The following is a 26600-nucleotide window of genomic DNA, read 5'->3' on the forward strand; positions in this document are numbered from 1 at the left end:
CGTGGTAGCGGACTCCCAGCCGGAGAGCAGCGAGGTCCCCGAAAACGAGCGGGAGGAACTGACCCCGAGGCAGGCTGCGGCGGCGATCTTCGCCAGCCGCCTCTCGGGGTTGATCGACAAGTCGGTCGTGTCGACCGAAGACGGTACGACGCGGGGACTGACGCTGTACTCGCTCGCGCAGCATCTGGAGCTGGCCTATCCGGATGTGCCGGTTTCGCAGTCCGGTCTATATCGGCTCATCCATGGTGACGCGATCCCCCGGCTCGATCTGATCATCGCGCTGGCGCGGGTGTTCGATGTGCCGCCGGAGTATTTCGTCACCGAGGCGAAGCGGGGCTGAGTAGTCGCTCGGCCGGGCCGGAATCTGTTCTCGTCAGCGGGAATAGGCCCGCGAAACGTGCCGATACGATCGCATCATGCCGGATGCGGAGCAGGGAGATGTCTTTCTCCGGAATCGGCGTGCGGTGCTGGATGCTCTGCTTTCGGCTTCTGCGCTGGAGCCGTCTCGCGATCTCCACGTAAGTGAGCCGGAGTCGGCGTCGGTCGGTGCTCCGGTGCTGAACGGCGCGTCGGTGCCGTTGCGTCGGCGGCCGGCCGGTGGGTCGCGGGCGAGTGCTCGGATCAGCTCGCTGCTGAACGGTCACGACCCCGACGGTCCTCCAGCCCCGGACTCGCCGATCTTTCGAACCCCGTCCGCCGGGACATTGACCGAGCGGGCGGCGCCGGTGGAGTCGCAGGTCGGGGCGACTCCACCGGCAACCTCGGGTGGGTCCACCGCGCGAACGGATCTGAGGCGGCTGCTCACCCAGCTGCGCAAGCCGAAGGTTGCGCTCCCGCTCGCCGGTGTCGCCGCGCTGCTGCTCATCCTGGCCCTGGTCGCAGGTGGCGGCGAGCCGCGCCAGAACGTGGTGATCGCCACGCCGACGGACATCGCACCGGCCCCCTCGGTCCCGACGTCGTCGGTGCCGAGCGGTGCCGAGATAGCTGGTGAGCCGCTGAAGGTCCGCGCTGCGGAGTCGCGTTGCCCGCCAGGGGGCACTGCAGGGATGGACGCCTTCGCTGGACAGCCCGGTCGCGCGTGGTCGTGTCCGCGGGCTTTCCGGGTCGATGGTCAAGTCCTTCGGATCGACTTGGGCGCCATGTACGAGATCGACTCGATCGGCATCGTTCCCGGTTGGGACCACGTCGGCCCGGCTGGCGAGGATCAGTGGAGTAAGTTCCGGACGGTCAGCCGGATCTCCTATCAGTTCGACGATGCCGACGCCACCACGTACACCCAGCAGACGCTGGATCAACGGACCTTGGTGGTCACCAAGATCGCACCCCCGATCCGGGCCTCGCGCATCACTCTGACCGTCCTCGAAACGAATGGTGAACCTGCGTTGAATGTCGTCGCGATATCGTCGATCGTGATCACCGGGCGTTGATCCAGTGATGTCCGAGCGGATCTGCGCATACTGTGCGCACCGTAACAGCGGTCGCGACGGCAAGTGCGCCGAGTGCGGAGCGCCGTTGCAGGCCGAGGCGAAAGCCGCGCTCGTGCCCGCAGATGGAGTGCCTGCCGATCCACCGCCCGACGACCGAGAAAGCGGGAGCCAGCCGGTCTGGAGTCCACTCCATGATTGGCGCTTGCGTACGGCGCTTGCGGGTTTGCTGGTGCTGGCGATGGCGGTAATCCTCGTTGTCGGCGCGCGCTCGTTTCCACTGCGACCGCTGGTGCCTGGCGAGAATTCCGCATTAGCGGCCCTGCCGCCGCAGCTGAGTGCGGCAGCGTCCTGTCAGCGGTTGACCGATGCGGATGATGCTGATCGGTGCGTCGTTCACGCCGCCGATCTGCTCTTGGCGGGTGGGCTGACCGGCGGCCGGGATCTGACGTTCTACGTGCAGGTCTCGCCGTCCGATCGGCTCGCCGAGATCATCGATCGGTGGCGGGCGGCGGCCGGCGCCATCGTCTCCGGCGGCCCGGTCTTCGTGGCCATCGGACCGTCGAACACAGTGTGGTATGCGAACACCCGCACGGGAGTGCACCTCGACACCGGGACCTTCGCCAGCCGATCCAGTGCGCAGACGTTCGTGGCCCGTTCCGGCTTGACCGGCGGTGTCCCATGGTGAGGTCAGTCAGCGGAAAGCGTTGCGCCACAGGCACCGCAGAACTTGGCGGCAACCGAGAGCTCGCTGGCGCAGCCGGGGCAGCGCCGCGGGGGTGCCGTCAGGCGGTCGCCGCAGTGCATGCAGTATCGCGCCGCCACCGGATTGGTGGTACGACAGGCCGAGCACACCGCCGACGCAGCAGTCTGCGCTGGCTGCGGTTGTCCGTCGAGTCGCCAGAGTGGTTGCTGGTTGACAATATTCAGGCCGAATAGCACACCGCCGAGGACCCCGCTGTCGGTTCCGCTACCGCTGCCGACGCCCTGTCCAGCGGCCCCGAGGGCGAGTTCGCCTGCCGCGTACCGCTGGAAGTCGCCTGCGAGCCGAATGTAGGTGACATCCTTTGCCAACCGCTTGAGTCGCTCGGCGTCCTCCGGTGCGAGCGTGATATCGAAGTTACCGATCCGGGTGATGCGAAGCCCGTAGTCGTACACCGTGACGTTGGCCTGGCGCAGGACGGCGGCCTCGATCTCTGGCAGGTGCGCCGAGACCCCTATTACCGGCCATTCTCCGCGCGAAATACTCTGTGCGACGGCAACTTTCATCGATCTGAGGAGGATCTCCGCACACCATGCGGATACCCGCGCCGGATCGGTGAAGCCGGCGGTGCCTACCAGGGAGGTGATCAGCCTCGCCGGGTCCCGTACCGTAAGCGCGAATTCGCCGAACGCGCGCAGCGTGACCACCTGCTGGCTGGCGGGGTCGACGATATCGGTCAGCCGTCCGCCGAACTTGATTCCGGAAATTTCTCTTGTGGCAACGAAATACAGCTCCGCGCGGTAGTAGTTGCCGCCGGTAAGTGTGTCCACCAGTGCACCGAGGACCGGCAGTTGATCTGCGTCGATCCGATGCCTGCCCGCACCGAGGGTGGCGACGACCTGTCCGGATTTGACGAACAGCGCGATCTCGTCGGCGTTGACGATGGCGCGCGAATAGCGCCGAATGCTGACATCCGGCCATTTGTAGACCAGTTGGTTCTTACGATCGTCGGGGACCGCGATGAATTCCCGTTCGAACCATGCCATGCGCGCTCCACCAGACTTCCAACGAACACTCGCGCACTCAATGGTGCGTGCCGGGGCGCTCCTTCATGCACGCTGGGTTCCCAGCGTGGGGAATAGGTGCACGCGCATCCGATGGACTCCGGACCACAATTAGAGCTCGATTCGCGTGGGCACGAGAGGTCGGCATGGCGGAGGACTCCGGCGCAACCGCCGATCCGTTGCCGCACCCTTGGGCTGATCGGCGCACCCGCGGCACTGAACCGCCCCGGCGGATGGCCCATCCTTGGGCGACCCGGCGCGGGGTGACCATCGAGGCATCGGTGTCACCTCCGGGTCCACTGGTCGCCGTGCCGACGACCGACGCCGGTCGGTCGACGGGGCCGATGCCCGACCCCGGCTGGACGATGGTCACCCAGGTCGGCACCGGTGTGGCGGAATCCGAGGCCGGGTCCGGGCGCACCGCCCGATCCCGTCCGAGCGTGCGCAGGCTGGCCGCGGGCCTGGTGGCGATGCCGAAGGTGGCGTCGGTGGACCCGCTCGACGCGGTGCTGAGTGTTCCGGAGGTGCCCGAGACCAAACGGTTCTGCTGGAAATGTCATGCTCCGGTGGGGCGGACCACGGGAACCGAATCGGGCGCGGTGACCGGTGCGTGCCCTCAGTGCGGATCGCCGTTCAATTTCCGGCCCACACTGGAGCCCGGCGAGGTGGTGGCAGGCCAGTATGAAGTGCAGGGTTGCCTCGCCCACGGCGGACTCGGCTGGATATACCTTGCGATCGACCGCAACGTGAGCGATCGGTGGGTGGTGCTGAAGGGCCTGCAGAACCCGCTCGACTTCGAGGCTCATGTAGTTGCCCTCGCCGAACGCCAGTTCCTATCCGAAGTGGCCTATTCAGGGGTAGTCAAGATCTACAACTTCGTCCGGCATCGGTCTAATCGCGAGATTCCGGACGGCTATATTGTCATGGAGTATGTAGGCGGGCAGTCTTTGAAGAAGCTGCTCGATCAGCACGCACCGGGGCGCATCCCGGTCGCGGAGGCTATCGCGTGCCTAATGGAGGTTCTTCCGGCTCTGGACTATCTGCATTCGTTCGGCCTCGCCTATAACGATCTCAAACCGGACAACATCATGGTCACCGGCGATGAGGTGAAGCTCATCGATCTGGGCGCCGTTGCCGCTTTCGATTCGTTCGGCAGCATCTACGGAACGCCGGGCTACCAGGCGCCGGAGATCACCAAGACGGGGCCGACGGTTGCCACCGACATCTACACCGCCGGCCGCACGCTGGCGGCGCTGATCCTTGAGCTGCCCAAGGACGACATGGGGCACTACCGGATCGGCATCCCTGCTCCGGAGAAGGAGCCGTTGCTGCTGCGGCACCCGTCACTGCATCGGCTGCTGCTAAGGGCCACCGACCGGGATCCGTTGCGACGCTTCCCTTCCGCGTACGCCATGCACTCCCAGCTCGCCGGGGTGCTCCGGACAGTTCTCGCAGTGGAGACCGGGCGGGAACACCCTCAGGTTTCCGTCGAATTCGGTGCCCTGCGTGGCGACTTCGGCATCGACACGCTCATCGGTCAGACCGACGGCATGGTCGACGGCATCCACCGCACCCCGATGCTCGCCGCGGCGGATGTCGTTGCCGCGCTGCCGGTGCCACTGATCGACAGTGAAGATCCCAGCGTCGACCTGTTGTCTCCGCTGCAATACGGCGACTCGCTCCGGGCACTCGATGGGCTACGGCGCCTGCGGGACCGCATCGATGCGCGGACAATCGCCGCGCCGGAATCCTTTGAGCTGGAAAGCGGGCTTATCGAGGTGCGGGCACAACTGGATCTCGGTTCTAGCGCCCGCGCCCGCGAAGTGCTTGCCGGTCTGCGTGCGCGGTACGGCCACGACTGGCGCCTCGCGTGGTACACCGCGATGGTGGCCCTACTGGATGGCTCGCCCGAACGTGCCTTCCGGCATTTCGACCGTGTGTACACCATCCTGCCCGGTGAGATTGCTCCGGTGCTGGCGTTGGCGGCCACCGCCGAACTCGTCTTGCACCACCCCCGCGAATCAGCGCAGCGCGAGCGCTGGCAGCGACTTTCGAGGGAGTTCTACCGGGCGGTGTGGCAGACCAACCACGGGGTGGTGAGCGCGGCGTTCGGCCTGGCCCGGTTGCTCGCGGCCGAGGGTGATTCGCCCGGTGCCGTGACCGCGCTCGAGGGGGTACCGCAGGGTTCCCGGGCTTACGGTATGGCGCGGATGACGAGCTGCCTGCTGCGCCTCGCGCGACCGATCACCGACGTTTCGGAGGGTGACCTCAGCGACGTGTCGAACTGTCTCGCGGCGCTGCGTGAGGAACCGCGGGCCCTACAGTTGCAGGTGATACTGCTGGGAGCTGCGCTGGAATGGTTGCGTGCGCGCGGCCGCACCGTGGTGGCGGACGCGGAGGTTCTCGGCTTCCCGATGACACAGCGTGGACTGTGCGAAGGCCTGGAAATCAGGTTGCGGACCCTCGCCCGGGCCGCACCACATCGCCTGCACCGCTACCGCCTGGTAGATCTCGCCAACTATGTCCGGCCGAGGTCGCGATGGTAGCGACCGCGACGTGCTCGGATGGCGAGGACGACGAGCAGACCGGATCCGACGACACCCGCGGCAGCGCACAACCCCGGCCAGCCGCCGATGATGAATGCCAGGATGGGCCCGATGAGCAGTGTCATGCTTAGCGCCGCCCGGGCAGGCAGCCAATCGGCCGCACGCTGCGGCGAGGCGGTCGGTGGATCCGCGGGCAGGTCGGCGAACAGCATCGCCAGCTGTGCCCGTGTGCTGGCCGCGGCAGCAGCGGCACTGCGTTCATCGAATTCGGCCACATCGAGCCTACCGACGCTGAGATGTTGCGTTAGTTCCAGCAGCGCCTGTTCGCGCTCGGTATCGGTTACGCGCGGCTGCGGGATGTCGTTCATGTGGGAGACGATAGGCGCGCCGAACATTGTCGCGGTGTGAGCGAATTCCCATGGCCGGGAAGGGTTTAAGGTGGGTGGCACGGAAGGCAACTGCGGATAGCCCGTAGCTCCGGAGCCGTGCCGTGACCTGGTGCCGGGGCGCGCCGTCCCGTGCCACGGCGAACATCGTCGGATCGTGTGGTTTGCTTGACGGTATGTCCGCGGGTGTTGAGTACACGATCGACGAATTGGCGCGCGAGGCAGGCACGACCGTACGCAGTGTCCGTGTTTACCACGAGCGGGGAGTGTTGCCGCCTCCCCAGGTGAAGGGGCGGACAGGATTCTATGGGCCGGAGCACCTGAACCGGGTTCGCACGATCAGCCGCCTGCTGGACCGGGGTATAAAGATCAACGGCATCAGAGAGTTGCTCAACGCCTGGGACCGCGGCGATGACCTCGGCGCGATCCTCGGGGTGGGTGAGCCGACACCGAGCGGCACATCCGCGACCGGCACGATCGCGGCGACAGAGCTTGCCGAGCGCTTCAGCGATATTCCTGACGGTCTGGCCCGTGTCGTCGCGGCCGGACTGTACGAGCCCGTCGATGCGACGACCTATCGGGTGGTCGACGCCAACTTCAGCCGGATCCTCGACCAATTGAGCGCGCTTGGTATCTCTCACACCGATCTGCTGGACGAGCTGGACCGGCTCAGAGCGGATTCCGATCGCATGGCCCGTAGCTTCGTGGAGCTGTTCCGGCAGACCGCATGGCATACCTACCAGCAGTCCGAACAATCCCCGGCCGACGCCGCCGAGCTCACCGAGCGGCTGACGGAGATCAAGCGGGCGGCAGGCCAGATAACGACGGAACTTGTCGTCCGATCCGTGGCCCGGTACCTAGACAGCGATTCAGAACTCGCCGAGGCGTTGTCTACTCGAGATCTACTTAAGTAGGCATTCCTCGCGCATACCGATGCGCAACGACAGCTTGCCTCCGAGAATCGCTTTGTCACACGTTGTAGCGGCGTGTCACCCGAGGAAGTAGGTGAGGGGTGTGTCATGGGAAATGTGATGTTGTGGATGCAGATGTCCCTGGACGGGTTTGCTCAGGGACCGGACGACGATGTGCACTGGCCGGTCGTGGATGAAGAGTTGTGCGAGTCCTACCTGGACCGGTTGACCGAGGCTGACGTGTTCCTCTACGGGCGCAAAACCTACGAGATCATGGCGTCGTTCTGGCCCACGGCGGATCGCGACCCGGCGATTTCGCCCTTCTATGTCGAGTTCGCGCGCTGCTGGAAGAAGACACCCAAGATCGTCTTCTCCCGGACCTTGCGCACCGTCGAGTGGGATACCAGGGTCGTCAGTGACCTCGTCGAAGAGATCGGTGAGCTGCGGGCGCAGCGGGGGTGTCGGATGGTGCTGTTCGGCGGCGTGCAGACCGCGGCGACGTTCATCGCGCACGACCTGGTCGATGAATATCGGCTGTTCGTCCATCCGGTCCTGCTCGGCGGAGGTGTTCCGCTGTTCCCGGGCGTAGATCGGGCAGGTCTACGGCTGCTGGATGTGATGACCTACGACAGCGCCGTCGTGCAGTTCCACTACGAGCAGCTGGCCAACGCAGCGTAAGATCCTGGCGACCTGCCGTGAGCAGGTCGGGCGGCTGCACGAGCACCTCGTGAAGGTCGCGCCGCTGCCGCCGCTGTGGAGCTGTTCCGGCGACGTGCCGAACTTACCGGGCGCCCATCTCCGATGATCCCGGCGAACTCACCGCCGCCGGGCGCATCTGTCGGCATGTCGACCACAATCCGCTGTTCATCCGTCTGGCTGCGGCGAGGTTGCTGCACCGGCCGGCCGCCCGGGTACTGCGCGAGCTGACCGGCGGCGAGAACGACCGTCGCCTGCGGTGGACAGGTGGCGCCAACTTGGAAACCGAGGCCCGGCATCGCGGTGTCGGGACGTCATCGCGTGGTCGTACGGCCTGTGATCGGTTGGCCGTGGGCGCTACCCGTGCCGAACTGACACCGATGGCGACCGAGATCGTGCACCTCGGAGCCGGGTTCGCCGCTGGATACCGATCCGTAGGAATCGAATTCGATTAGGTTCCGGTGCTCACCGCGCACATACGGCCGATCCTCGAGGCCACCAAGGCGGTGCTCGACAGGCAGCAGCGGGTCGCTGCTGCGGCCCGCGGGTCACAGTTGCGGCCCGAGTTCGATGAATTGCCGCGCTATGCGCTCGGCCTGTTGACCATCGGTCGTGAGCCGACCGAACACACTGCAGCGCACCGCGCATCGAGCTTATGGGAGACGTTGTCGCCAGCGGAGCGCGATGTCGCCGTGCTTGCCGCCGCGGGACGGCCGAACAGTGCGATCGCGGTCCGACGCGATCGATCGGTCCGCACCGTCGACGCGCAGGTGAGTTTGATCCTGCAGAAGCTGATGGTTTCCTCGCGGTCCGACATCATCGGGCATATTCCGGCTGACCTCCTGCACCGTGTCCGGCAGCAATCCGGACACGAACCTGACGCCTAAGGACGTTGACCGGGTCGTATCCAACATTTCTTGGCGTCCGACCACACCGTTTGAATGTCCGGGCCACCCAAAGCGGCTTTGGATCAGCGGATTAACGCTCGACATAGGCTCATCGAGAAGGCGGGTGGTTCTGTCGATGGCAGGTGAGAGCGCGGCTTGTGGCTATCTCGGATTCATGGTTGTCCGGTGGTTCGACGGACCCAGGTGGCATTCTGCGGCGATCTCGCACGCTGTGCGACCCGATACTGCGAACGGCGGTGTATACGCTGCCCGACCCACTGCGCCGGATGGCTGGGTACCACTTCGGCTGGTGGGATCGTGACGGGTTCGAGATCGATGCGGATCCAGGGAAGTCGCTGCGTGCGGCGTTGGTGATCGCCTCTGCCGCAGCATGTTCCGGCGGGCCCGTTGACGCGGCGTCGGCTGGGGCCGCAGTCGAATTGGTACACAATTTTACGTTGGTGCACGACGACATCATGGACCGCGACCTCACCCGCCGGGGACGTCCCACCGTGTGGAGTGTGTGGGGTATCACCGACGCCATGCTGCTCGGGGATGCGCTGCAGGCACTCGCGGTGCGCACCGCAGTTGAGGGCTGCGCGAAACATATTGCTGCGGAGGTTGTCTCGCGTCTCGCGGCGACCATGGTCGAGTTGTGCCGTGGGCAGCAGGAGGATTGTGCGTTCGAGACGCGGGAGGGGATTACCGTCAACGACTACCTGCAAATGGTTGCGGGCAAAACCGGGGCATTGATGGGCTGCTCCTGTGCGCTCGGTGCATGCTGCGCCGGCGCCGACGCGGAAACGGTATCCGCGATGGACGCCTTCGGCCGCCGCCTCGGTCTGGCGTTCCAGTTCACCGACGATCTCCTCGGGATATGGGGCCAGCCCCGGCTGAGCGGCAAACCCGTTGGCAACGATGTGAAGCGTCGCAAACGTTCGCTCCCGGTGGTCGCAGCAATAGAGTCGGGCACGTCCGCGGGCCTCGAGTTGGCGTGGATGTTCGATGCTGAGCACCCCCTCGACGCCGAGGACGCCGATCGCGCAGTAGAACTGATTGAACGAGCAGGCGGGCGTGCCTACACCGAGCGGCAGGCGGAACAGCAGGTGCGCCGCGCCCTCGCCGAGCTCCCAGATCGGTTGGTGACCGAAGATCTAATGATTCTCGCCCAGGGGGTTTGGGGACGCGAGAAGTGAAGTGGCTACCCAGTTCTGGGAATCGCCGAGCAGACCGAGGTTGCGATAATCACTTCGCCGTCGGCCATCGTTGTGCGCGCTTGGGCTGATGGAGACGTGTCGTCCGATCCGTTTTAGGCCGGTGTTCGAGGGAATTGCGTGCTATGGATCAGTCGGGAACGAGGCAATTCACCGTGGGGCGACTCGTAAAAATGCGTCGTGCCGAGAAGGGGCTATCGCGACGGGTGGTGGCCGGTTTGGTCGGGCGCAGCGAGGAGTGGCTGCGACTGGTCGAATCAGGTCGCTGTCGGCTCGACAGCGTGGAGGTGATCTTAGCGCTGTCCGAGGTGCTGGGCTTCGACCACAATATACTGATCGAGCGGCGTGCCGGGGCGAGCGGTGACGGAAATACAATGGGCGGCGAAGTTGCCAGGAAACTTCGGCAAGCGATCCTCGGCCATCCCCGATTCCGGGTGCAGGACACATCCGCGCTGTCACTCGATCTGCTGTCGGTGGCGACGGAACTAGCGAGTTGTCGGAGAGCCTGGCACGAATCGCCGCGGCGCTATACGACGGTGCTGGAAAAGCTGCCCGCCGTAGTATCGGCGAGCCGGTTGCTTTACCTGCACGTGAATGACTCCGCGAACGCATCGCTACAGGTGTCCGCATATCATCTCGCGCGGGAAGTATGTACCGGAATCGGCGCCGACGACCTCGCGTGGATAGTCGCGGACCGCGCAATGGAACTCGCTGGCCTGGCCGACAGTCCGATCGAAGTAGCCACCGCCGCATGGCATTTCGGTTGTTCGCTGCTGCATATTGGCGAGACGGGACTGTGTCTTGAATGCGTGGCGAGTTCGGCAACCTTGGTCGACGCGGTGCCCAACTCTGTCGATCGGACAATCGTGTCGGGCGCGTTCCATCTGCTCGGGGCACGGGCATCGGCTGCAGAACACGATTTGGCAGACGCGGAGCGGCGGCTGGCGGGGGCTAAGCGTATTGCCGACGAGCTCGGTAGGGATGGTCGGATACCGGGAGTTACGTTCGGGCAGACGGAAATCGACATCGCCTGCATGGAGATCTCCACTGGCAGCGACGACGCGGACGGTGCCGTCAAGATCGGCGCGGAGACCGAGCTTACGCCAGATTATCCGGTCGAGGGTCGGGCGCGGTACTACATTGCCATGGCGGAGGCGTTCGCAACCGGCGGCGACGACGTCGGGGCGGTGTTCTCGCTGACCAAGGCCGCAGCCGCCTGCCCGGAGGAACTGCGGTTCAACCGAGCCGCGCACCGTGCTCTGCAGCGCATCGGGTGCGGGAATCAGCTTGTCGCCCATGAGGTAACGCGACTATTCGCGCTGGCTGGGCTGGAACGGCCCAGGTCGCCATGAGGTGGGCCGCGCGGCCCCGACGCGTGATCAGATCGCGTAGTCGCCAGCCAGCGAATCGTAGCGGTGGGAGTAGAGTTGTTCGTGGAAGGCGACGAAACGCCTTGTCACCTCGGTGATTCGGCGATCGCGTAGTCGCCGGTCGAGACGTATGAGCTGCATGGCGAGTGTCATGCGCTGCCGAGTGTAGAGATCGGCGAAGAAGTTCAAGTTGTCCAGGAGGGCGGCGAGACCGTCGGTGAGGCCGTGGCAGCGGTACACGTCGTAGAGACAGACATTGAATTCGCCGTTGATCACGTCTTTGTGGATACGGTTGAACGCTACCGCGTCGGTCGTGCGGGTCAGCAGGGTCACAGCATCGTTCGCGTCAGTGGTCAGATTGCGTTGCTGGAGATCACGAATGAGCTCGGTCCGCCGTTGTCGTGCCATCGTCAGTAGAGGCGTGCCGATGTCGTTGAGTAAACGGACAAGCACGGATGCAGTGTCCAGTGCGGTGATGAGCGTTCCGTCGCGCAATGCTTCGCGGTAGCCATGATCCGGATGGTCTATCTCACCGAAGACCGTCGCGTAGTACCCGAGCGTCGGGGTGGCAAGTATTGCCTGCCCGCCGGTTTCAACGAGCTCTGTCCGCGACAGTCGATCGCAGGTGAGTGTGCGGTTGACGGCCTCATACCGCTCGATCAGCTTCGCTCGCATGAATGGTTCGCCGTGTGTACCCGCGATCGCAGCCAACACATCGCGTCCCGATTGGAGGTTGGCCGCCAGCCCGCTCCACGTCGAGTGCTCCAGCACGCGCTCGGTCGCTTCGGTGCCCGTTGTTGCGATATATTGCGCGACCATCCGCGCCTGATCGCCTGCGGTCAGGCTCTGTACGAAGGTCGATGTTTCCGCGCAGGGGCCCCGGAGGTCCGCGAGCAGAGCGGCGGCGTCCCGCTTCGAAGGATGCCGGAGTTCCGCGGCCATGATCGTGTTGAAGGCGACCAGCGCATTCCGTGTCGTCGACATTGCACCAGGCCGCACCGACCCGAGCCCGATCGCGAGATTGTCCGAAATTACCTCAAAGATTTGGTAGATATTCATCGAGACGGTGTATCGGCGCACGGTCGACCAATCTTGGGGGCCAGGCAACTGATTGAGGATTCGTGCGGTGAGGTTGCCCAATTGCGTCAAAGCGATGATTCGCGTGAACAATTCACGCTCCGGGTTCGCTGTCGACAGAGCCCAGGTGTAATACGCACGTACCTCTGGCTCCGGCAGATAACGCGCTATCTTCTCAACTAGTTCCGCCCGAGTCGCTTCGACCAGTTCGGCCCGTCGTTCCTCGATGGAAGTCACGGCGGAGATGGTAGCAACGGACAACTGCCGCCGAACGAAACATATTCCCAGCCAGGGTAATTCGAGTCCGCAGAACGCTACACGCAGGTGTGTGATGTCAGGTTCTTCTATTTCGGCCTACGTAGCTCGTTGTCGGCGGTCGCGGCTGTCCTAGCTTCGTTGGGCATGGACTTTACCCCAGGTGTCGAGTTTGGTTCGGAGACAACCGTTTTCGCAGGGTCTGGAATGCGGCGCGGCGCCCGGTCGCGGTCACGATCAGGCGCGGCTTCTGCGGATGTGGGAAGCGGTGACGTGGTGGAGGCGACGCCCGGTGTGTTGTTCGGTCTCGACCAGGGTGTGGTGACCCCCCCTCGGGATCGTATCCGAGGGCCTCTCGGGCGGCTTGCAGCTCTGGATTGGGGCGTGCCAGGTGTGTTCGTGGCCCCACTGAAGCCTGCTCGCGGGTGTTCCCATGGAGTGGTCGGCGGCTGATCAGGACCCGTCTGCGAGAACTGCGGGGCGGCTGCCGTGCTGCCTGCGGACGTTCGGAACTCGGTGGAGATAGAATTCTCCCCCAGGCTGACTGCGGCGGTGTCGGGGGAACTGGTGCGGCCGGAGTCGATGCCGAGCCCGGATAAGCCGACGGACTCGGTCCAGGCCAATGCGGGCATCACACCCATTAGGGCAGAACCGTATTCAGCCGTGCGTGCCGGTGTCAGCGCCGAAGTATCGCCGCGCGGTGGTGTCGAAGTGCGCGGGTCGCGGGAAGTCCCGGGCGTGGGTTCTTTGGCATATTCCGGATTATCGTTACCCGGCTCTATTTCGTTCTGCTGGTGCGATCCGGACGTTCGCGCGCCGTGTTGCGTCGGATCAACCTGGCCGTGGGGAGGTGATCCGAATCTTCGATCCGGTGGGTCGGCGCGCGGCTCCGCTGCTAGTGGCGGTGTCAGGCCGGCGCTCGGGAGTTGTTCTGGCACGGCGAGTTCCCGCCCACTTGGTGAGACGTAATCCAGTCTCGCCAGTTTGTCGGCGAGGTCGGCACCGTGCTTGATCATTTCGGCGGCGTGTTGGTCGAGGACGTCGGCGTAGTGCCCGATCTCGTCGGCCTCGATGTGCAGAGGCGTGGTGGACGCAGGCACCCCCAGGGCACCCTGGAGTGCACCGTAGGCGAATCGATCGACCATTCGTCCGACTGCGTCCTCGAGCGGCTCGATTGCTCTGCTGATCACCTCGGCCAGAATGTAGGCGATCAGCATCTGCTGCATCGCCTGGCACAGTCGGCGCGCGGCCGCCGTGATGGCTGCGCTCAGGGCCGCGGAGGCACCATAGGTAACCACGGAAGCCGCCAGGGCGGTCGCGTAACTCGCTGCCAGGGCGGCGAGTTCGGCCAGTACCACCACCTTCACCGCGGTTATGACGTCGGCTGTGACATCAATGGCCTTCGCCACGGCGGCACAGGTGCGCTGCAACTCGGCCATATGCTGCGTATTCATGGCCGCCCAGGCCGTGACCAACTGCTCGTAGGAATGCCCCGAGTAGACCGAGCCCATATCGCGAATGACGATGGTCGCGGACTCCTGCGTTTGGCCCACGTTGGAGGAGAAATCCCGTACATGGCGGGCGAGCTCGCGGACTTGGTCTTCATCGACGTCGGGATACGGAACCCCGCAGCAATTGAGGAAGAGGATTACCTCGCTGGGAATCTCTATCGGCATACCAATGCACCGCCGGCTCGCCGCGGCCCAGTCACCGATAGTGCTTGCGCGGTGTGTACACCGGTGCACCGAGGATCAGCAGCAACCACGCCCAGCTGTCGGAGACCAGAACAAGTGCTATCGCCGCGATCACGGTTGCCGCGGCACACGCCGGTCGCCATAGCGGTCCTTCCTCCGCAGCGACCGCGATTGGTGCCTGTCCGGGTTCGACGGCGCCGGTTTGTTTGCCGGGAATGCCGACCATGACGAAAATTATCCTCGGCTCGAGTCCGGTCGGTTGGGTGTGTTGCCATGGTTGGGAAGCTCAGCTCTTGACGCCGCCCGCGGTGAGGCCGGAGATGATGCGGCGCTGGAACAGCAGGACCATGATGACCAGCGGAATCGACACCATGACGCCCGCGGCCATGATCGCGGCGTACGGCTCGACCAGCGGGTTGTTGCCGGAGAACCGGGCGACCGCGACGGTCACCGGCTCGGTGGCGCCGCTGGAAAGCAGTCGGGCCAACAGGTATTCGTTGACCGCGGCGATGAACGCCAGGATCGCGGTGGTGAACACGGCCGGCGCCGCCAGCGGCAGCATCACCAGCCGGAACGCCTGCAATTTGGTGGCGCCGTCGATCCGTGCGGCCTCTTCGAGTTCCCACGGCAGCTCGGCGAAGAACGAGGCGAGAATGTAGACGGTCATCGGCAGCACGAACGAGATGTTCGGGATGATCATCGCCTGGTACTTGCCGATCCAGCCGAGATTGGTGAACAGCTGGAACAGCGGGGTGACCAGCACGACCACCGGGAACATCGACGCGCTCAGGATCAGCCCCGACACCAGGTACTTGCCGCGGAAGGTGAGCCGCGCCAGCGCGTACGCGCCGAGCACGCCGAGCACCAACGCGATCACGGTGGTGACCGAGCCGATGATCACGCTGTTGGCCAGCGCCTTGCCGAAGTTGTTGCCGCGGCTGGTGTCGAACGCGTTGCGGAAGTTCTCCAGCGTGAGGTGTGTCGGCCACGGCGGGCCGCCGAAGGTGTAATCGGGATCGCGGAACGCGGTGACGGCCATCCAGTAGAACGGCCCGAGTCCCCAGATCAGCACGATCGCCACGCCCACGTACAGCCGCACCGAACGAAGCCGCTGGGTCCACGGAACCGATTGCCCGGCAGGCTTTTCAGCAGTCCGAACCGACATCAGTGCGCCTCCCGCTGTTCTTCCTGAACGCGAACCGCGTTGGCTCCCAGAACCCGTACTAGGAAGAACGCCACTGCGAAGATAAGCACAAAGGTGATCACCGAGAGGGCGGCGGCGCTGTTGGGGCCTTGCCGGCCCTGTTCGACCACCAGCATCGATATCGTGCGGGTGGCCGGGTTGCCCAACGTCATGATCGCGGGCAGGTCGTACATGCGCAGCGCGTCCATGGTCCGGAACAGCACCGCGACCAGCAGGGCGGGCTTCAGCAGCGGCAGCGTGATCCGGGTGAACCGCTGCCAGGCCGAGGCGCCATCGACCTTGGCGGCCTCGTACACGTCGGCCGGGATCACCTGCAATCCCGCCAGCAGCAGCAAGGCCATGAACGGCGTCGTCTTCCAGACGTCGGCCACGATCACCGCGAACCGCGCGGGCCATGCATCGGAGGTCCACAGGATGTGCGTGCCGAGCACCCGGTTCACCACGCCGTCGTACTGGAACATGAACTCCCACAACCGCGCCGTGACCGCGGTCGGGATCGCCCACGGAATCAGCACCGCGGCGCGCAGCAACGCCCTGCCGCGAAATGTCTTGCCCATTACCATCGCCATACCCAGACCGAGTAGGACTTCGAACGTAACGGTGACCAGTGTGAAGAACAGCGTCACACCGATGGCCGACCAGAATTGCGAACCCAAGTTGCCGGTTGGGCAGGACGCGAGGCCTCCGGTGGCCATCCGACAGTAACCCAGTAGCCAATGCGAATAGTTGTAGAGTCCGATGGTGTGATCCGGAACGAAAAGGCCTGTCCCGTCTTGCAATTTATCGTCGGCCTGAAACGAGCTGAGTAACGCGAGCAGCACCGGATATCCGACGACCACTGTGAGCGCTACCAGCGTTGGCGCGACGTAAAGCCATGGTCTCCATGAACGAATCACGTAAACCACTCCGATCCTGCCTGTTCGATGTGCACCGTTCGACCATGCCTGCACTACTATCCAGCCTTCCCAGCGGCGGGAATCTGGACGCAGTGCACCGGTCTGCGGAGAGGGAAGCTCTCGCCCGAGTCCTGGCGAGGAGCCGTACCGGCAGAGTGTGCTGTGAGGGGACGGTGTCGTCGCCGTTGATGGGCGCCAGCAGCAGTTCGGTCGCCATCCGGCCCATCGCGGTAGCGTCGTGGGCCGTGCCTGTGACCGACGGTCGCAGCAGGTCTGCGAATTCGAAGTCGTCGAAGCCGACCAGGCGCGCTCGTCGCTGACGTTCTGCGCGTGCAAGGCGCGGACAGCAGCCTAATGCGGTCGGCGGCTCGACCAGCCCGAGCAGGCTATCGGTGGCGGCCTGTGCCTCGGCCGAGCTCGTCATGTCGAGCGGATGAGGCTTGGGTCGACTCGCTGCCTTCGTGCCTCGAACGCCGCGTAGTCGTTGCGCGTCGGTATAACGCCGATGACGCCGATGCGGCGCTGGCTGTTCCGAAGTGGGTGGGCCGCAGCGGCATAGCCACCGCGAAGCCGTTGGCGAGTACGCATCTGCTGCGACACCCGACGCGGGACGGTCGATGAACACCAGCGGCACGCCGGCTGCTGCTCCAGTCTCAGCAAAGCGCGGACAGTGAAGCTCATGGGTGATGCGGTTTCAGTCTGCCCGCTGGAGTGGACTTACCACTGTTGGGAACCTAGGTCGATGATGTTCGGCTCGACGAAGCTCGTGGCATTGTGAAACGCGTCGAGTTCATTGGTGTCAATCGTATCGCGGTTGAGAGTCCATACGATTGCTCTGGCATTGCAGAAAAGCAGAGAATTCAGGACAGCTTCCGTCAAATGTGCCCTGCCACTGGATCGGTCGTGCAGAAGAGTGACGAAAAGGGTGTCACACAGACGTGACAAGTAATTTCTCAGCAGTGGGAAGCTCATGCCGGGGTCGGGGGTGCACGCTAGATATCGGAGTGGACAACTCGCCCGTCAGCTGCTCCTGAGGCTGGGTCCGCTTCGGATTGCGGGGCCGACTGATGGATATTACATGCGGACAACGGCGAGAGTCGCCGGAGATCGAGGCTGTTATCTTGCGTAATTTGCTACTGGCCACCAAGGCGGAGTTGATTGTCGCATTGTGTGGCTCCTTTTCTGGCGACGGGTCCTGTGGACCGCTGTGCCGAGAGGCGCACAGTCTTGTGCAGTTGCATCGCCGCCGCCGTAGTCAGCCTCTCAGTTGCAGCGAAATCGATGGCCGCCGAGCGGAAATAGTCGCTTGCATCGATGAGTGGGTCACCCGCGCCGCGCCGTGCCGGAACGGCAGTGCGCGCCTTCATCCCGAATCGGTCGGGATGTTGATCGACCGGATGGCAGCCGCTGCCGCGCGGGTGCTGGACGCGCTGGAGCGGGACGGCCCGGCAGGCACGGAGACACATGCGGCGTGGGTTCGGCTCGCCGAATTGGAGATTCAGTATGGCGATCTTGTCGCCGAGGTAACGGACGGGCGGCGCCGACTTGTCTGAGTTTCCATCGATCCCGCTGCCGCTTCCCAATCTTGGGACGCGCGTAAGCTGAGTCGCGCAAGTCGGCACATGACCCCCGACGTCGCTCGAATGCGACGTGGGGCGGTACGGCGGACGCGTTATGAAGTTGCTTCGGCGGTCGCGCCGAATGCAGCCGACGCTCGCCAGACCCGACAGTTTGCCCCGATGAGGGCAGGTTCACGACGAGGAGTCCCCAGTGCATATGTCGACCAATCCCTTGCTCCCGAATGCCGATATCTGGGATTGGCAGCTGAGTGCGGCCTGTCGCGGTCAGGATTCCGCGATGTTCTTCCATCCAGAGGGCGAGCGTGGGTTCGCCCGCACCGCCCGCATCAGGCGCGCCAAGCAAATTTGCCAGTCTTGCCCCGTTCTCGCGCAGTGTCGTAGCCACGCGCTGGAAGTCGGTGAGCCTTTCGGTATCTGGGGCGGGTTGTCCGAAGTTGAGCTCAGCAATGCCCAGCGGCAGCGGAGGAACTGGGTCGACCAACAATGAGTGATCTTTTGCTCGAGGAGGCTTACCGTTTCCTGGACTGGGCTCGGGAACACGGTGCGAGGCTGGATGGCACCGACAACAGCGTCTGGTTTGTGCAAGGTGTGGTGGAGTCGATGTCCGTCGACGCTGAAGAGGAGTCCTCGCTCCGCGCCGTCAAATGCCTTGCGTATTCTGTATACCTGGCGGAGCTGCTGGCTGCGACGTGCAGCGGCGTTCGGTGCGTCGTCGATGGGGTCGGCATGCACCTGAGGGAAGTGTTCGCGGTCCGGGACGGCGCTCCGATACAACTCACGCTCAGCTGGATCCAAGGGGGCCTCGTCGATCCGGCGGCGAACAACATTGTGTTCAAATTTGCTGGGGCGCTCCGAGATTTTGGGGAGCCACAGCGTGCCCAAGCGCTACTAGAGCAACTCTTGTAGCGCAGCGCGCATCAGATCAGCGTGCCGTCGTAGCACATGCTCGATGAGCGCCATGACGGAGGCTGAACCGTACCCGGGTCGAGAGTCCAGTACGAGCTCGGGCCGGCTGCCTTCCAATACAGCTTCCCGGTTCCGTCGGGTACGGCCTCGTACATAGCTTCACGCCCTTCGACCAACTGATTTCCGACGCAGTAGTCCATGTAGTCAGTGCCGGGCTGAATCGCACCCGCGCTGAACCTGCCGGTCGGGTCGAAATCCGCCCCGGGACTAGGGACCGTGCTCGGTTGGCGGACCGGACCCTCATTAATCCAGCGCGAGGCCCCGGCTACCCCCGTTCCGCAGCTGAAGCTCCAACCGCCGGCGTAAACGGTTGCCCCGGATGGGTGCTGGTTGTCTGCCCACAAACAGCCAATGCTGGCGTCCGCGGTGGCCTTGTCAGCCAGGGCGGGAGTCAGAACGCTCACACCAACTGTAATGACGGCAAGCTGGGCGAGCGCGCAGGCTTCCCATCGCCGAACTGTGCTGATCACCATTGTCTCCCTGTCCGTCATGAGCAGAGGCGGCACCTTTGCCGCTACATGATGGACCGTTTTGGCGGCGACGGATTCCTCGCCATTGCCAGGATTAGGAAGGCTATGACTAGGGATCGCCGGGTGGACTCTATAGGTCATGGCTTCCCCCGCGTGGTAGTCGGGATCGACTGCTTTCCACTATGGGACAACGATGAAATCGTTGTCCCATACACGGTTATGCCATAGGCGCGCAAAGGAAAATATCCAGACGCGAATTGAACTGCGCCAGGGCAGGGTCGGCCAGAATCGCCGGCACCACGTCGGTCAGGTCATCGGGCCGGTCGGATCAGCACTGCGTGGCATGTGGTCGGCAGACGTACCAGCTTCCGTCGGGTCGGACCACGCGCGTCCAGGTGGCGCCTTGGCTGTCGCGTTCCACTCGCTCCCTGGTAGTCTCGCGCAACTCTTGCTGCCGGTTGTGGTATGCGCGTACATTATCTCGGATCTCGGCACGGTCCAGTTGATCGGTCGGCGGGTAGTGGTGTCCGTAGGGATCTACGTGGCGCTGCGGGTGAGCGCCGATCCTCGATGTTTCGGACCGTGAGTCAGATCCGGCGGACTGCGAGTCGTGCGACTCGGGCCGCGCGGCGGCGATTCCGGTTCCGATCATTCCGGTCATCGTTCCGATGATCGCGGCTGCAGCAAGCAGTCGGGCTGTCGACGTGTGGGAGGGGGTATCCATCGAGTTTCTCCATTTGCTCCGGCTGTGTCGTTGCGGCGAGCTGGTGCGCTCATCGACGCGCTCGGCCCGCGTATAACGTGCCGTTGACTATCGGTGCAATGACCAGTGTGCCGCTTGCTAGGAGCATAAATTCCCACCGATGGGAAGTTTGATGCGTCGCCGCGGCGTTCCATCGGGAAGGGGCGGGTGGTCGCGTTGGACTCGCGTGAACGTTCCATGGCGCACCCTTGAGTGCAGGGGTCCGACGCTGAAGGGATGCGGAGTGTGTGAGTACCAAGTGGCGGTGCGTGATTGGACAGCATCCCTCGCCAGGTGAATCCCATCGCAACCGGTGAACCCCGAAGGGTCTGCCTCGCCGCTACCGGGCACAGTATCGGCACCAGCGGACTATGATCACGGCGTGACGTCTCGTGCGGATTTGGCTAGGTGGTCGGCCGTCCAAAATGAGCTGGCAAGACTTCGGACCCAGCAGACTCAGATGAAGAGTGTGCCGCGACAGAACGAGCCCAAGGCATATGTAGCCCACAAGGGACGCAAACCAACCATGAGATGTCCGCGCTGCCGCGACCTCTATGATCTTCCAGCGCGGTCCCGCGTTACACGTGGTCGGGGCATCAAGATTTGCGGCGACTGCGGGGCCAACGAGGCGGCCCGGGAAGCAGCTGGGCTGCCGCCTATCCAGCGCGCGGACTGGCCAATCAGTGACGAGCACCAGGCGGTGGCCGAAGGGCGCGCCGAGCTGTACGTGTGGTAGCCCCCGCGCGTACGCCGCCAGACGTCCTTGATGTAGAGCATGGTCCATGGGACAGGCATCCCGTCGGCTCAAGGCCTCGGCAGACCAGGAACGTGCCCGTCCTCGCGTTCACCGCCTACACCGCATGGTGGAGAGGTGCACACGGCCGGACCGCCGGGTTTGGCGCCGCATAACCCTTACATCCCGAGTCGCGCTCACATCGCCCATGCCGTTCGCTCAGTACGAGCGCCCGTGCAGCCAGTACCTGCTCCACGAAATCCGGGGTGTCACACTGCCGCATCTAGTACGAAGCTCCGACATGACGTCAGACTGCGGATCGGTAGACTGCCTACCCGGATTCAGGTTCCGCTGTATCCAGCAATGAGATGGGACGCCGCCTCGGCTCCTGGCAGAGTTCTTGGGGCGGCGTACCCGCTGCCCTTGCAGTTCGCGGTTGATAGGCGACAGGAGAATGTCGGCGGGAAGCGACAGCGGAATGTCACCAGCCGGGGCCGCCAATAACCAGCTCTGACGCGGCATCTACAGTTCGGCTTGGCCGGGGTGTCATTGTTGGCAGCCGGCACCTACGAAGGGTGCGCGGACCATCGCCGTGCCGAATGGCGCGCACCGCTGGAGCCGGGCGACGAACTCGACCTCGACCAATGGGCCAGTGTGCTCGATGAATTCGAGGGCCACGCCCGCGAACTCGACCCTCGCCCCTTGATCGAATGCCGGTTCTTCGGACCCTGCGGCACGCGCGACTAGTCGGACGCGGCGGGCCCAGGCGTGCAGCTTTCACCTCTGTGATGCACGACGACAAGACTGAGGCCCGCGCACGGCGAGATCGCGCGCAGCGACGGGGCGATGCGCGCATCGCTAATGTTGTCGCTGCGTGCACGTCGATTGTTAAAGTCGTGTTCAGCGCCGCCACTGAATGGGCCACTTACGGAAAAGGTCTCCGAGGGGCACCGACTGCTGTATCGCTCGCTCGTATTCGACGAAGCATTGGGCCAATGCGCTGCGTAGCGTGCGGATGACACAGACGTGGGGGTCTTCGTCGTAGCGGTGGCCGTGTTCGAATTCCTTGCGCACGTCGACCGTGTGCGGGGGTTCGGTGACGATTATGGTGAATGGATCCGGACGGGGGATCCGGGGCGGGCCGCCGCTGATCGGGGGCATGGACGCACTAACGTAGAGAAGCCCGCCGTGCTCGGTGAACAGCACGTCGGCGCCGTGGGACCGATTGCCGTAGGGCGGGACGATCCAGCATCGTTGTTCGTCGGCGACGACGTAGCGGGTTCCGGCGGTGTCGACGATGTCGGCCGAGGTCCGCTCCAAAAATTTTTTGGGGCGCACCAGTTGTAGCCGCAGTCCGTCGTTGAGCTGGCGGAATTGCTCGGCGGCCTCGGCGAGAACCTGGTTGATCTGCTCGGCGAACTCGGCGTCGTGGCGTTGCTGGGACTGCTGGGTGTGGTCTCGATGGTCGGCGTCGCGGCGAGCGGCAGCGATCGCGTCATCAAAGCTGCTCATGGTGGCGCAGCGTAGCCCTGTGCACCGACATCGCTGGGCCAGCAAGTCCCGGCCTCCGGAGAGGTCCCACCGTAGGAATGTGCGGTTGATGCTGCGCCGCACCCTCGAAGGCCACGAATCCGCTCGCCAGCGCGGTAAATCCATCGGCGGCACCACCGTCGCCGACGACACCATGCTCGCCATGGCGCTGCACCTGCGCGAGAACAACCACAGCCTGCGCGACATCGCCGCACGCCTGGTCATCACCACCGGCAAGAAGAAGGGCCGCCACCCCTCACCGGCCACCGTCCTGCGACTCCTGCGCGACCACGACCAAGCCACCACGGCCGCCACCGGACCCGAGACAGACTGCGGCGACAACGAACTCTCCCCAGTCCTGGCCGAGCTACCAGCCGACTCGCGTCCCGGCCCACCGACAGTGGACCGCTTACGACGACCTGCTGCCCTCACGGCGACCTCTCAACACCCCCGCTCCTGCCCGCCGCCGCGAATCGGACTCGCCGCGCGCGTGGGCGGCGCGGATCCACCGCTGGCGCACCACTCCCGGTCAGCCTCGCGATCTGGTCGATCTCACCCGCGACGCCGAATCCGGGAACTGGCGGGTCACCGACCACGACGGCACCCACCTGGGCACGTTGACCCGCGAGGTTCGCGTCGGTGCCAGCCAGGGCCGATGGATCGCCCGCGACCACCCACGGCGGCCGCCTGCTCCGCGGGCCCTGGAAAACCAGAGACGACGCAGTGGCTGGTCTGCTCGACCACTACATCGACCACCACGCCCTCGGAAAATAGAACCCAACGAGCCCGCCGTGGTCTCTACCAGCATGGGCCGTGACAGCACCGCCCGATCGGCTCACGCCGCGATGTCGAACAACGTCAGCTCCGTCGCCGCAGCGGCCCGCTGCTCGGCGCGTTCACGTATCGCGCAGGTCGGCCCGACCCCCTTCGGCGACCGAGCGGGGTTGCCCAGCAGTGGTTCCTGCGGCCCGCAGCTCTTGAAGTGGCCGCGAACCATGTGCAGCGGCGCGCCGGGCCCGCGGCTTGTCGTGCATGAGCAAGCGAGGCCGGCACCGACACCTATGCCCCCCATGAATGGGAAGTCCCCGATGACCAGCAGGGCAGACAACCGTCACACTACGGTCCCGTGGCGGATGGTCGGCTGCGCTGATGCTGCTACCAGCTTCTGTCTTGTCCTGCTGAGAGGTATGGGGTCCGGGGTGAATTCCCAGTTGACAGTTCGCGAGGTAGCGGACCGGATAGTCGAACTCGGTCTTGTCGATGCGGCGGTCGTGGCGGCGGAGCTGGACCCGGAGACTCTGGACTATCTGTTGGAGGACTTCGGCGCCACCGAGTCTGCGGCTGTGCTGCTTTTACTGGAATACGTGAAGGTTCGATACAGCACGGAATACAAGACCTTCCGCCGCGCGTGTGAGAACGACGCATGGGTGTACCGAGAGGAGCTGGCGCGGATCGCCGCGTGTGGACGCGGGTTGTTCGCCATCACCGAGGTGGAATTGGTCGACACAGCCGACGGTGTTCATCCGGCCCATCTGCTGCGGTTCCGCTGCAATGGACAACCGCACGAGTGGCCGATCGCGCACGGGTCGGACGAGGATCTCGATGCCCAACAGGTATTCTGCTGGTCGGTGGGAGAGTTGGTGCCGACCGGCTCGCCCGCGCGATGGTGCACTGTGGACCCGGGCGATCCCGATGTGAACTGGGAAGTTTTTTCGGGGACCCGGCGGCGTTGAATGTGCTCGGCAGGCCCTTCGGGCTGCTGTTCGAGCCGATACCAGCACCCTACGAGCCCGGCGCTGCCGAGGTCGAGTACCTCCAACGCTGGCTGCGGACGCGGCGAGCGGGGTTTGCGCACTGGACCGCGACCTACGGCGACGGGATCACCTGGGACCATTCTCCGGAGTCGTTGGAAGCGTTGGGCGCCATCGTGTTACGCCGCACGCCGACACTCGATGCCCTGGCCGATCCGGCGAACGCGGATTTCGTCGAGGGCGCAAGCTGGTATACCGGCGAGGCGTTACTCCGGGTCAAGGGCGGTCGATGGATCTATCGCGACGGTGATCCCGAGGTCAATCTGTTCGATGGCTATCCGTTCGTCAAACAGGACGGGCCCTTCGGCTACAGCGCGGTGCCCTATCGGGCGCTACGAGTGCTGATCAAGCGCGGAGATCCACGGCACCTTCGCAAGCGATACGACGACTTCTCCGCGTAATCGAGAACCTCCTTCCGCTTGACCGGACCGCCGCGGCGGGGCCTATCAGGTCGAACATACGGTCCGCCGCCATCCACCGGTCCATGTCGGCGATCGCCCACTCCGAGCACTCGTCGGCCTCCACCCGGATATGCTGTGGCGCACCGCCTTACGGAAGTCGGAACGCCAGCGGCACGTCGTCAGCGACCACGGAGTGCACCTGCAGGGTGCGATCGTTGATCCGCGAATAGATCGGCGGTGCCGAAAGGCGTGATCCCATCGCCTCCCAGTCTGCGCCCCTCAACGCACGACCGCCCCTGACATCAAGCGGGAAAACCTACTGACATGCAATGGGAAAACCCCAGTTCAACCCCACTGACAATCTCGCGGGAACTCGCACCCCGCCGACGACCCGCAGCGCGGGTTGAGCGCTTCCACGCTCGGTGCGTGGCGTGCCGAGATCGGCAACGCCCACACTGCCGCCGGGCTGGCCGACCCCACCACCGACGCCGCCGTGCGCCAACTCATGAAAGGCATCCGTGAGGACCGCACGAAGACGGGAAGACCGCCCGCCGGGCTCCCGCGGCCCTGCCGCCGGTGGTCCGCGCTTTGGTCGTCTGCATCCACATCCGCGCCCACACCGACACCCTCACCTGGCGGGGCCGAGTCGCCGGGGTAATCGTCCTTTGATTTGTCGACCAAAATAGAACCGACGTAGCGATTTCATGACGACGAACCGCGCCGGCCACGGTCCAATCGGCCTACCGCGCGTTCGAAGGCCGTGATGAACTCGGCGACCTGGTCGTCGGAAATGATCAGCGGAGGCGATACTTGGATAGCCCCCGTTCCGATCGCCCGCGTCGACACGCCCTGTCCGCGAAGATGTTTCACCAGCACTGGTGCCTCGGACGGGTCTGTCAGTTGGACTGCGGCGAGCGCCGCGAGTCCGCTGCGCACGCTCGCCACTCGTGGATGCTCAGCCAATGGAGCCAACTGGTCGTGCAGGGTGGATTCCAGACGTTTGGCGACACCGAGAAGGTCCTCTCTTTCGATGATGTCCAGGTTCGCCATCGCAGCGGCCGCAGCACCGCAATGCCCTGCGAAGGTGTAGCCGTGCCACCAAAAAACGCCGCCCCGGAGAAACGGCTCAGCGATATGTGGAGCGATTATGACCGCACCCATCGGAGCGTATCCGGATGTCAGTCCCTTTGCGCACGCTACGAGGTCCGGATCCAGATCGAAACGCGTTGAGGCGAACCAATACCCGCCGATACGGCCGAAGCCGGTGATGATCTCATCGACGACGAAAAGGATGTCATTTTCGCGACAGATTCGGCGAACCTCGTTCAAGTAACCATCCGGCGGCAGTAAGATTCCGCCCAATCCAAGGATGGGTTCACAGAAGAACGCGGCGATATTGTCGGCACCGACGGACTCTATCAACCTGAGTAGAGCTTTAGCATCGTCCCACTCGACGGTGCGCGCGTCCACCATCAGATCTCCATAACCTTCACGAATCTTCGTGATGCCGGCCAATGCAGTGCCTCCGATATTCATCCCATGAAAGGCGAACTCGCGACCGACGATTATTCGCTTATCTGGTTTGCCCATCTCATGCCAGTAGCGGCGCGCTAATTTGGTCGCTGTGTCGATCGAATCCGAGCCTCCCGAGGTAAAAAAGACTCGACTATCCTTAACTGGAGCCAACTCCGCGATCCGCGACGCCAACTCGAGAGTGATCTCGCCAGCGTAGTCACCGCTGCTGGAGTAGTGGGCGATTCGGCCAAGTTGTGCAGCGACGGCATTTGCAATCTCGCGGCGACCGTGTCCGACATTGGCGAACCACAGGCCTGCGGTGGCGTCCAAGTATCTGTTTCCTGAATTATCGTAAATATAGGCGCCCTCACCTCGCGAGATGATAAAGGCCCCCTCACGCTGTACTGCGTCCAGATCGGTAAATCCATGCCATAATGCGCTCATGTCTATGCACCGTAAGGTCATGCCAGCCATGGGAAGCTCGGGTAGGGGGAGAGCCGTGCAGAGGTTGGGATCAAACACCGG

25 protein-coding genes are annotated in these 26600 nt (G+C 64.3%); 15 read left to right on the forward strand and 10 right to left on the reverse strand.

What is annotated here, in order from left to right; translation table 11 throughout:
- The first annotated feature begins 1 nt into the window (after window position 1).
- From KV110_RS17470 to KV110_RS17480, 3 genes are all read left to right on the forward strand, one after another.
- Window positions 2-340: a helix-turn-helix domain-containing protein gene (locus KV110_RS17470; protein ID WP_246634603.1), complete on the forward strand. Its 339-nt coding sequence runs from the start codon at window positions 2-4 to the stop codon at window positions 338-340.
- A 76-nt stretch (window positions 341-416) separates the two neighbouring features.
- Complete coding sequence (locus KV110_RS17475; RefSeq protein ID WP_218477324.1) at window positions 417-1427, forward strand: discoidin domain-containing protein; 1011 nt, start codon at window positions 417-419, stop codon at window positions 1425-1427.
- A gap of 202 nt (window positions 1428-1629) precedes the next feature.
- Window positions 1630-2112, forward strand: coding sequence for a hypothetical protein (locus KV110_RS17480; RefSeq protein ID WP_218477325.1), 483 nt, complete (start codon window positions 1630-1632; stop codon window positions 2110-2112).
- Window positions 2113-2114: 2 nt separating this feature from the next.
- Here KV110_RS17480 and KV110_RS17485 read toward each other — a convergent pair whose 3' ends face one another.
- The gene (locus KV110_RS17485; protein ID WP_218477326.1) at window positions 2115-3173 is read right to left on the reverse strand and encodes an SPFH domain-containing protein; all 1059 of its coding nucleotides are present in this window, start codon (window positions 3171-3173) and stop codon (window positions 2115-2117) included.
- Between the two features lie 164 nt (window positions 3174-3337).
- Between KV110_RS17485 and KV110_RS17490 the strand changes: the two genes are divergently transcribed.
- A complete protein-coding gene (locus tag KV110_RS17490; RefSeq protein ID WP_218477327.1) occupies window positions 3338-5737 on the forward strand; it encodes a serine/threonine-protein kinase in 2400 nt (799 codons plus the stop codon).
- Here KV110_RS17490 and KV110_RS17495 read toward each other — a convergent pair.
- Window positions 5710-6105, reverse strand: a complete 396-nt coding sequence (locus tag KV110_RS17495; RefSeq protein WP_218477328.1) for a DUF1707 SHOCT-like domain-containing protein — start codon at window positions 6103-6105, stop codon at window positions 5710-5712. The genes KV110_RS17490 and KV110_RS17495 overlap by 28 nt on opposite strands.
- Window positions 6106-6227: 122 nt before the next feature.
- On the opposite strand from KV110_RS17495, the gene KV110_RS17500 reads away from it, so the two are divergent.
- The 5 genes from KV110_RS17500 (at window position 6228) to KV110_RS17520 (ending at window position 11183) form a co-directional block, all read left to right on the forward strand.
- Window positions 6228-7037 (forward strand): MerR family transcriptional regulator, encoded by an 810-nt coding sequence (locus tag KV110_RS17500; RefSeq protein WP_246634604.1) that lies wholly within the window; start codon window positions 6228-6230, stop codon window positions 7035-7037.
- 105 nt (window positions 7038-7142) lie between these two features.
- Window positions 7143-7712: a dihydrofolate reductase family protein gene (locus KV110_RS17505; protein ID WP_246634605.1), complete on the forward strand. Its 570-nt coding sequence runs from the start codon at window positions 7143-7145 to the stop codon at window positions 7710-7712.
- A 479-nt stretch (window positions 7713-8191) separates the two neighbouring features.
- Window positions 8192-8617, forward strand: coding sequence for a helix-turn-helix domain-containing protein (locus KV110_RS17510; RefSeq protein WP_218477329.1), 426 nt, complete (start codon window positions 8192-8194; stop codon window positions 8615-8617).
- A gap of 287 nt (window positions 8618-8904) precedes the next feature.
- Window positions 8905-9813 (forward strand): polyprenyl synthetase family protein, encoded by a 909-nt coding sequence (locus tag KV110_RS17515; RefSeq protein WP_218477330.1) that lies wholly within the window; start codon window positions 8905-8907, stop codon window positions 9811-9813.
- 143 nt (window positions 9814-9956) lie between these two features.
- Window positions 9957-11183, forward strand: a complete 1227-nt coding sequence (locus tag KV110_RS17520) for a helix-turn-helix domain-containing protein (RefSeq protein WP_218477331.1) — start codon at window positions 9957-9959, stop codon at window positions 11181-11183.
- A 27-nt stretch (window positions 11184-11210) separates the two neighbouring features.
- Here KV110_RS17520 and KV110_RS17525 read toward each other — a convergent pair whose 3' ends face one another.
- From KV110_RS17525 to KV110_RS42075, 6 genes are all read right to left on the reverse strand, one after another.
- Complete coding sequence (locus tag KV110_RS17525) at window positions 11211-12515, reverse strand: hypothetical protein (RefSeq protein ID WP_218477332.1); 1305 nt, start codon at window positions 12513-12515, stop codon at window positions 11211-11213.
- A gap of 107 nt (window positions 12516-12622) precedes the next feature.
- Window positions 12623-14209: a WXG100-like domain-containing protein gene (locus tag KV110_RS17530; RefSeq protein ID WP_218477333.1), complete on the reverse strand. Its 1587-nt coding sequence runs from the start codon at window positions 14207-14209 to the stop codon at window positions 12623-12625.
- A 31-nt stretch (window positions 14210-14240) separates the two neighbouring features.
- Entirely contained in the window at window positions 14241-14453 is a 213-nt protein-coding gene (locus tag KV110_RS17535) for a hypothetical protein (RefSeq protein ID WP_218477334.1), read from the reverse strand.
- A 60-nt stretch (window positions 14454-14513) separates the two neighbouring features.
- Window positions 14514-15392 carry a carbohydrate ABC transporter permease gene (locus KV110_RS17540; protein ID WP_218472358.1) on the reverse strand — a complete coding sequence of 293 codons (879 nt, stop codon included), beginning with the start codon at window positions 15390-15392 and terminating at the stop codon, window positions 14514-14516.
- A complete protein-coding gene (locus tag KV110_RS17545) occupies window positions 15392-16327 on the reverse strand; it encodes a carbohydrate ABC transporter permease (protein WP_357941856.1) in 936 nt (311 codons plus the stop codon). Before KV110_RS17545 ends, KV110_RS17540 begins: the two co-directional genes overlap by 1 nt.
- Window positions 16212-16961: a substrate-binding domain-containing protein gene (locus KV110_RS42075; protein WP_357941859.1), complete on the reverse strand. Its 750-nt coding sequence runs from the start codon at window positions 16959-16961 to the stop codon at window positions 16212-16214. Before KV110_RS42075 ends, KV110_RS17545 begins: the two co-directional genes overlap by 116 nt.
- A 433-nt stretch (window positions 16962-17394) precedes the next feature.
- Here KV110_RS42075 and KV110_RS17550 point away from each other — a divergent pair, with 433 nt between their 5' ends.
- From KV110_RS17550 to KV110_RS17565, 4 genes are all read left to right on the forward strand, one after another.
- Complete coding sequence (locus KV110_RS17550; protein ID WP_246634746.1) at window positions 17395-17880, forward strand: DUF4254 domain-containing protein; 486 nt, start codon at window positions 17395-17397, stop codon at window positions 17878-17880.
- Between the two features lie 223 nt (window positions 17881-18103).
- Entirely contained in the window at window positions 18104-18394 is a 291-nt protein-coding gene (locus KV110_RS17555; RefSeq protein WP_218477338.1) for a WhiB family transcriptional regulator, read from the forward strand.
- On the forward strand, window positions 18391-18813 hold the full coding sequence (locus tag KV110_RS17560; RefSeq protein ID WP_218477340.1) for a hypothetical protein: 423 nt from the start codon (window positions 18391-18393) through the stop codon (window positions 18811-18813). The genes KV110_RS17555 and KV110_RS17560 overlap by 4 nt, the downstream gene beginning before the upstream one ends.
- Window positions 18814-21370: 2557 nt before the next feature.
- Window positions 21371-21565 carry a hypothetical protein gene (locus tag KV110_RS17565; protein ID WP_218477342.1) on the forward strand — a complete coding sequence of 65 codons (195 nt, stop codon included), beginning with the start codon at window positions 21371-21373 and terminating at the stop codon, window positions 21563-21565.
- 153 nt (window positions 21566-21718) lie between these two features.
- Here KV110_RS17565 and KV110_RS17570 read toward each other — a convergent pair whose 3' ends face one another.
- A complete protein-coding gene (locus KV110_RS17570) occupies window positions 21719-22330 on the reverse strand; it encodes a hypothetical protein (RefSeq protein WP_218477344.1) in 612 nt (203 codons plus the stop codon).
- A gap of 1217 nt (window positions 22331-23547) precedes the next feature.
- On the opposite strand from KV110_RS17570, the gene KV110_RS17575 reads away from it, so the two are divergent.
- Complete coding sequence (locus KV110_RS17575) at window positions 23548-24081, forward strand: magnesium and cobalt transport protein CorA (RefSeq protein ID WP_218477345.1); 534 nt, start codon at window positions 23548-23550, stop codon at window positions 24079-24081.
- A 2-nt stretch (window positions 24082-24083) separates the two neighbouring features.
- Window positions 24084-24560, forward strand: coding sequence for a hypothetical protein (locus KV110_RS17580; protein ID WP_218477346.1), 477 nt, complete (start codon window positions 24084-24086; stop codon window positions 24558-24560).
- Between the two features lie 702 nt (window positions 24561-25262).
- Here KV110_RS17580 and KV110_RS17585 read toward each other — a convergent pair.
- Window positions 25263-26519, reverse strand: coding sequence for an aminotransferase family protein (locus tag KV110_RS17585; RefSeq protein ID WP_218477347.1), 1257 nt, complete (start codon window positions 26517-26519; stop codon window positions 25263-25265).
- Window positions 26520-26600: the final 81 nt, after the last annotated feature.

The sequence above is a fragment of the Nocardia iowensis genome (genome assembly GCF_019222765.1).
Classification (GTDB): domain Bacteria; phylum Actinomycetota; class Actinomycetes; order Mycobacteriales; family Mycobacteriaceae; genus Nocardia; species Nocardia iowensis.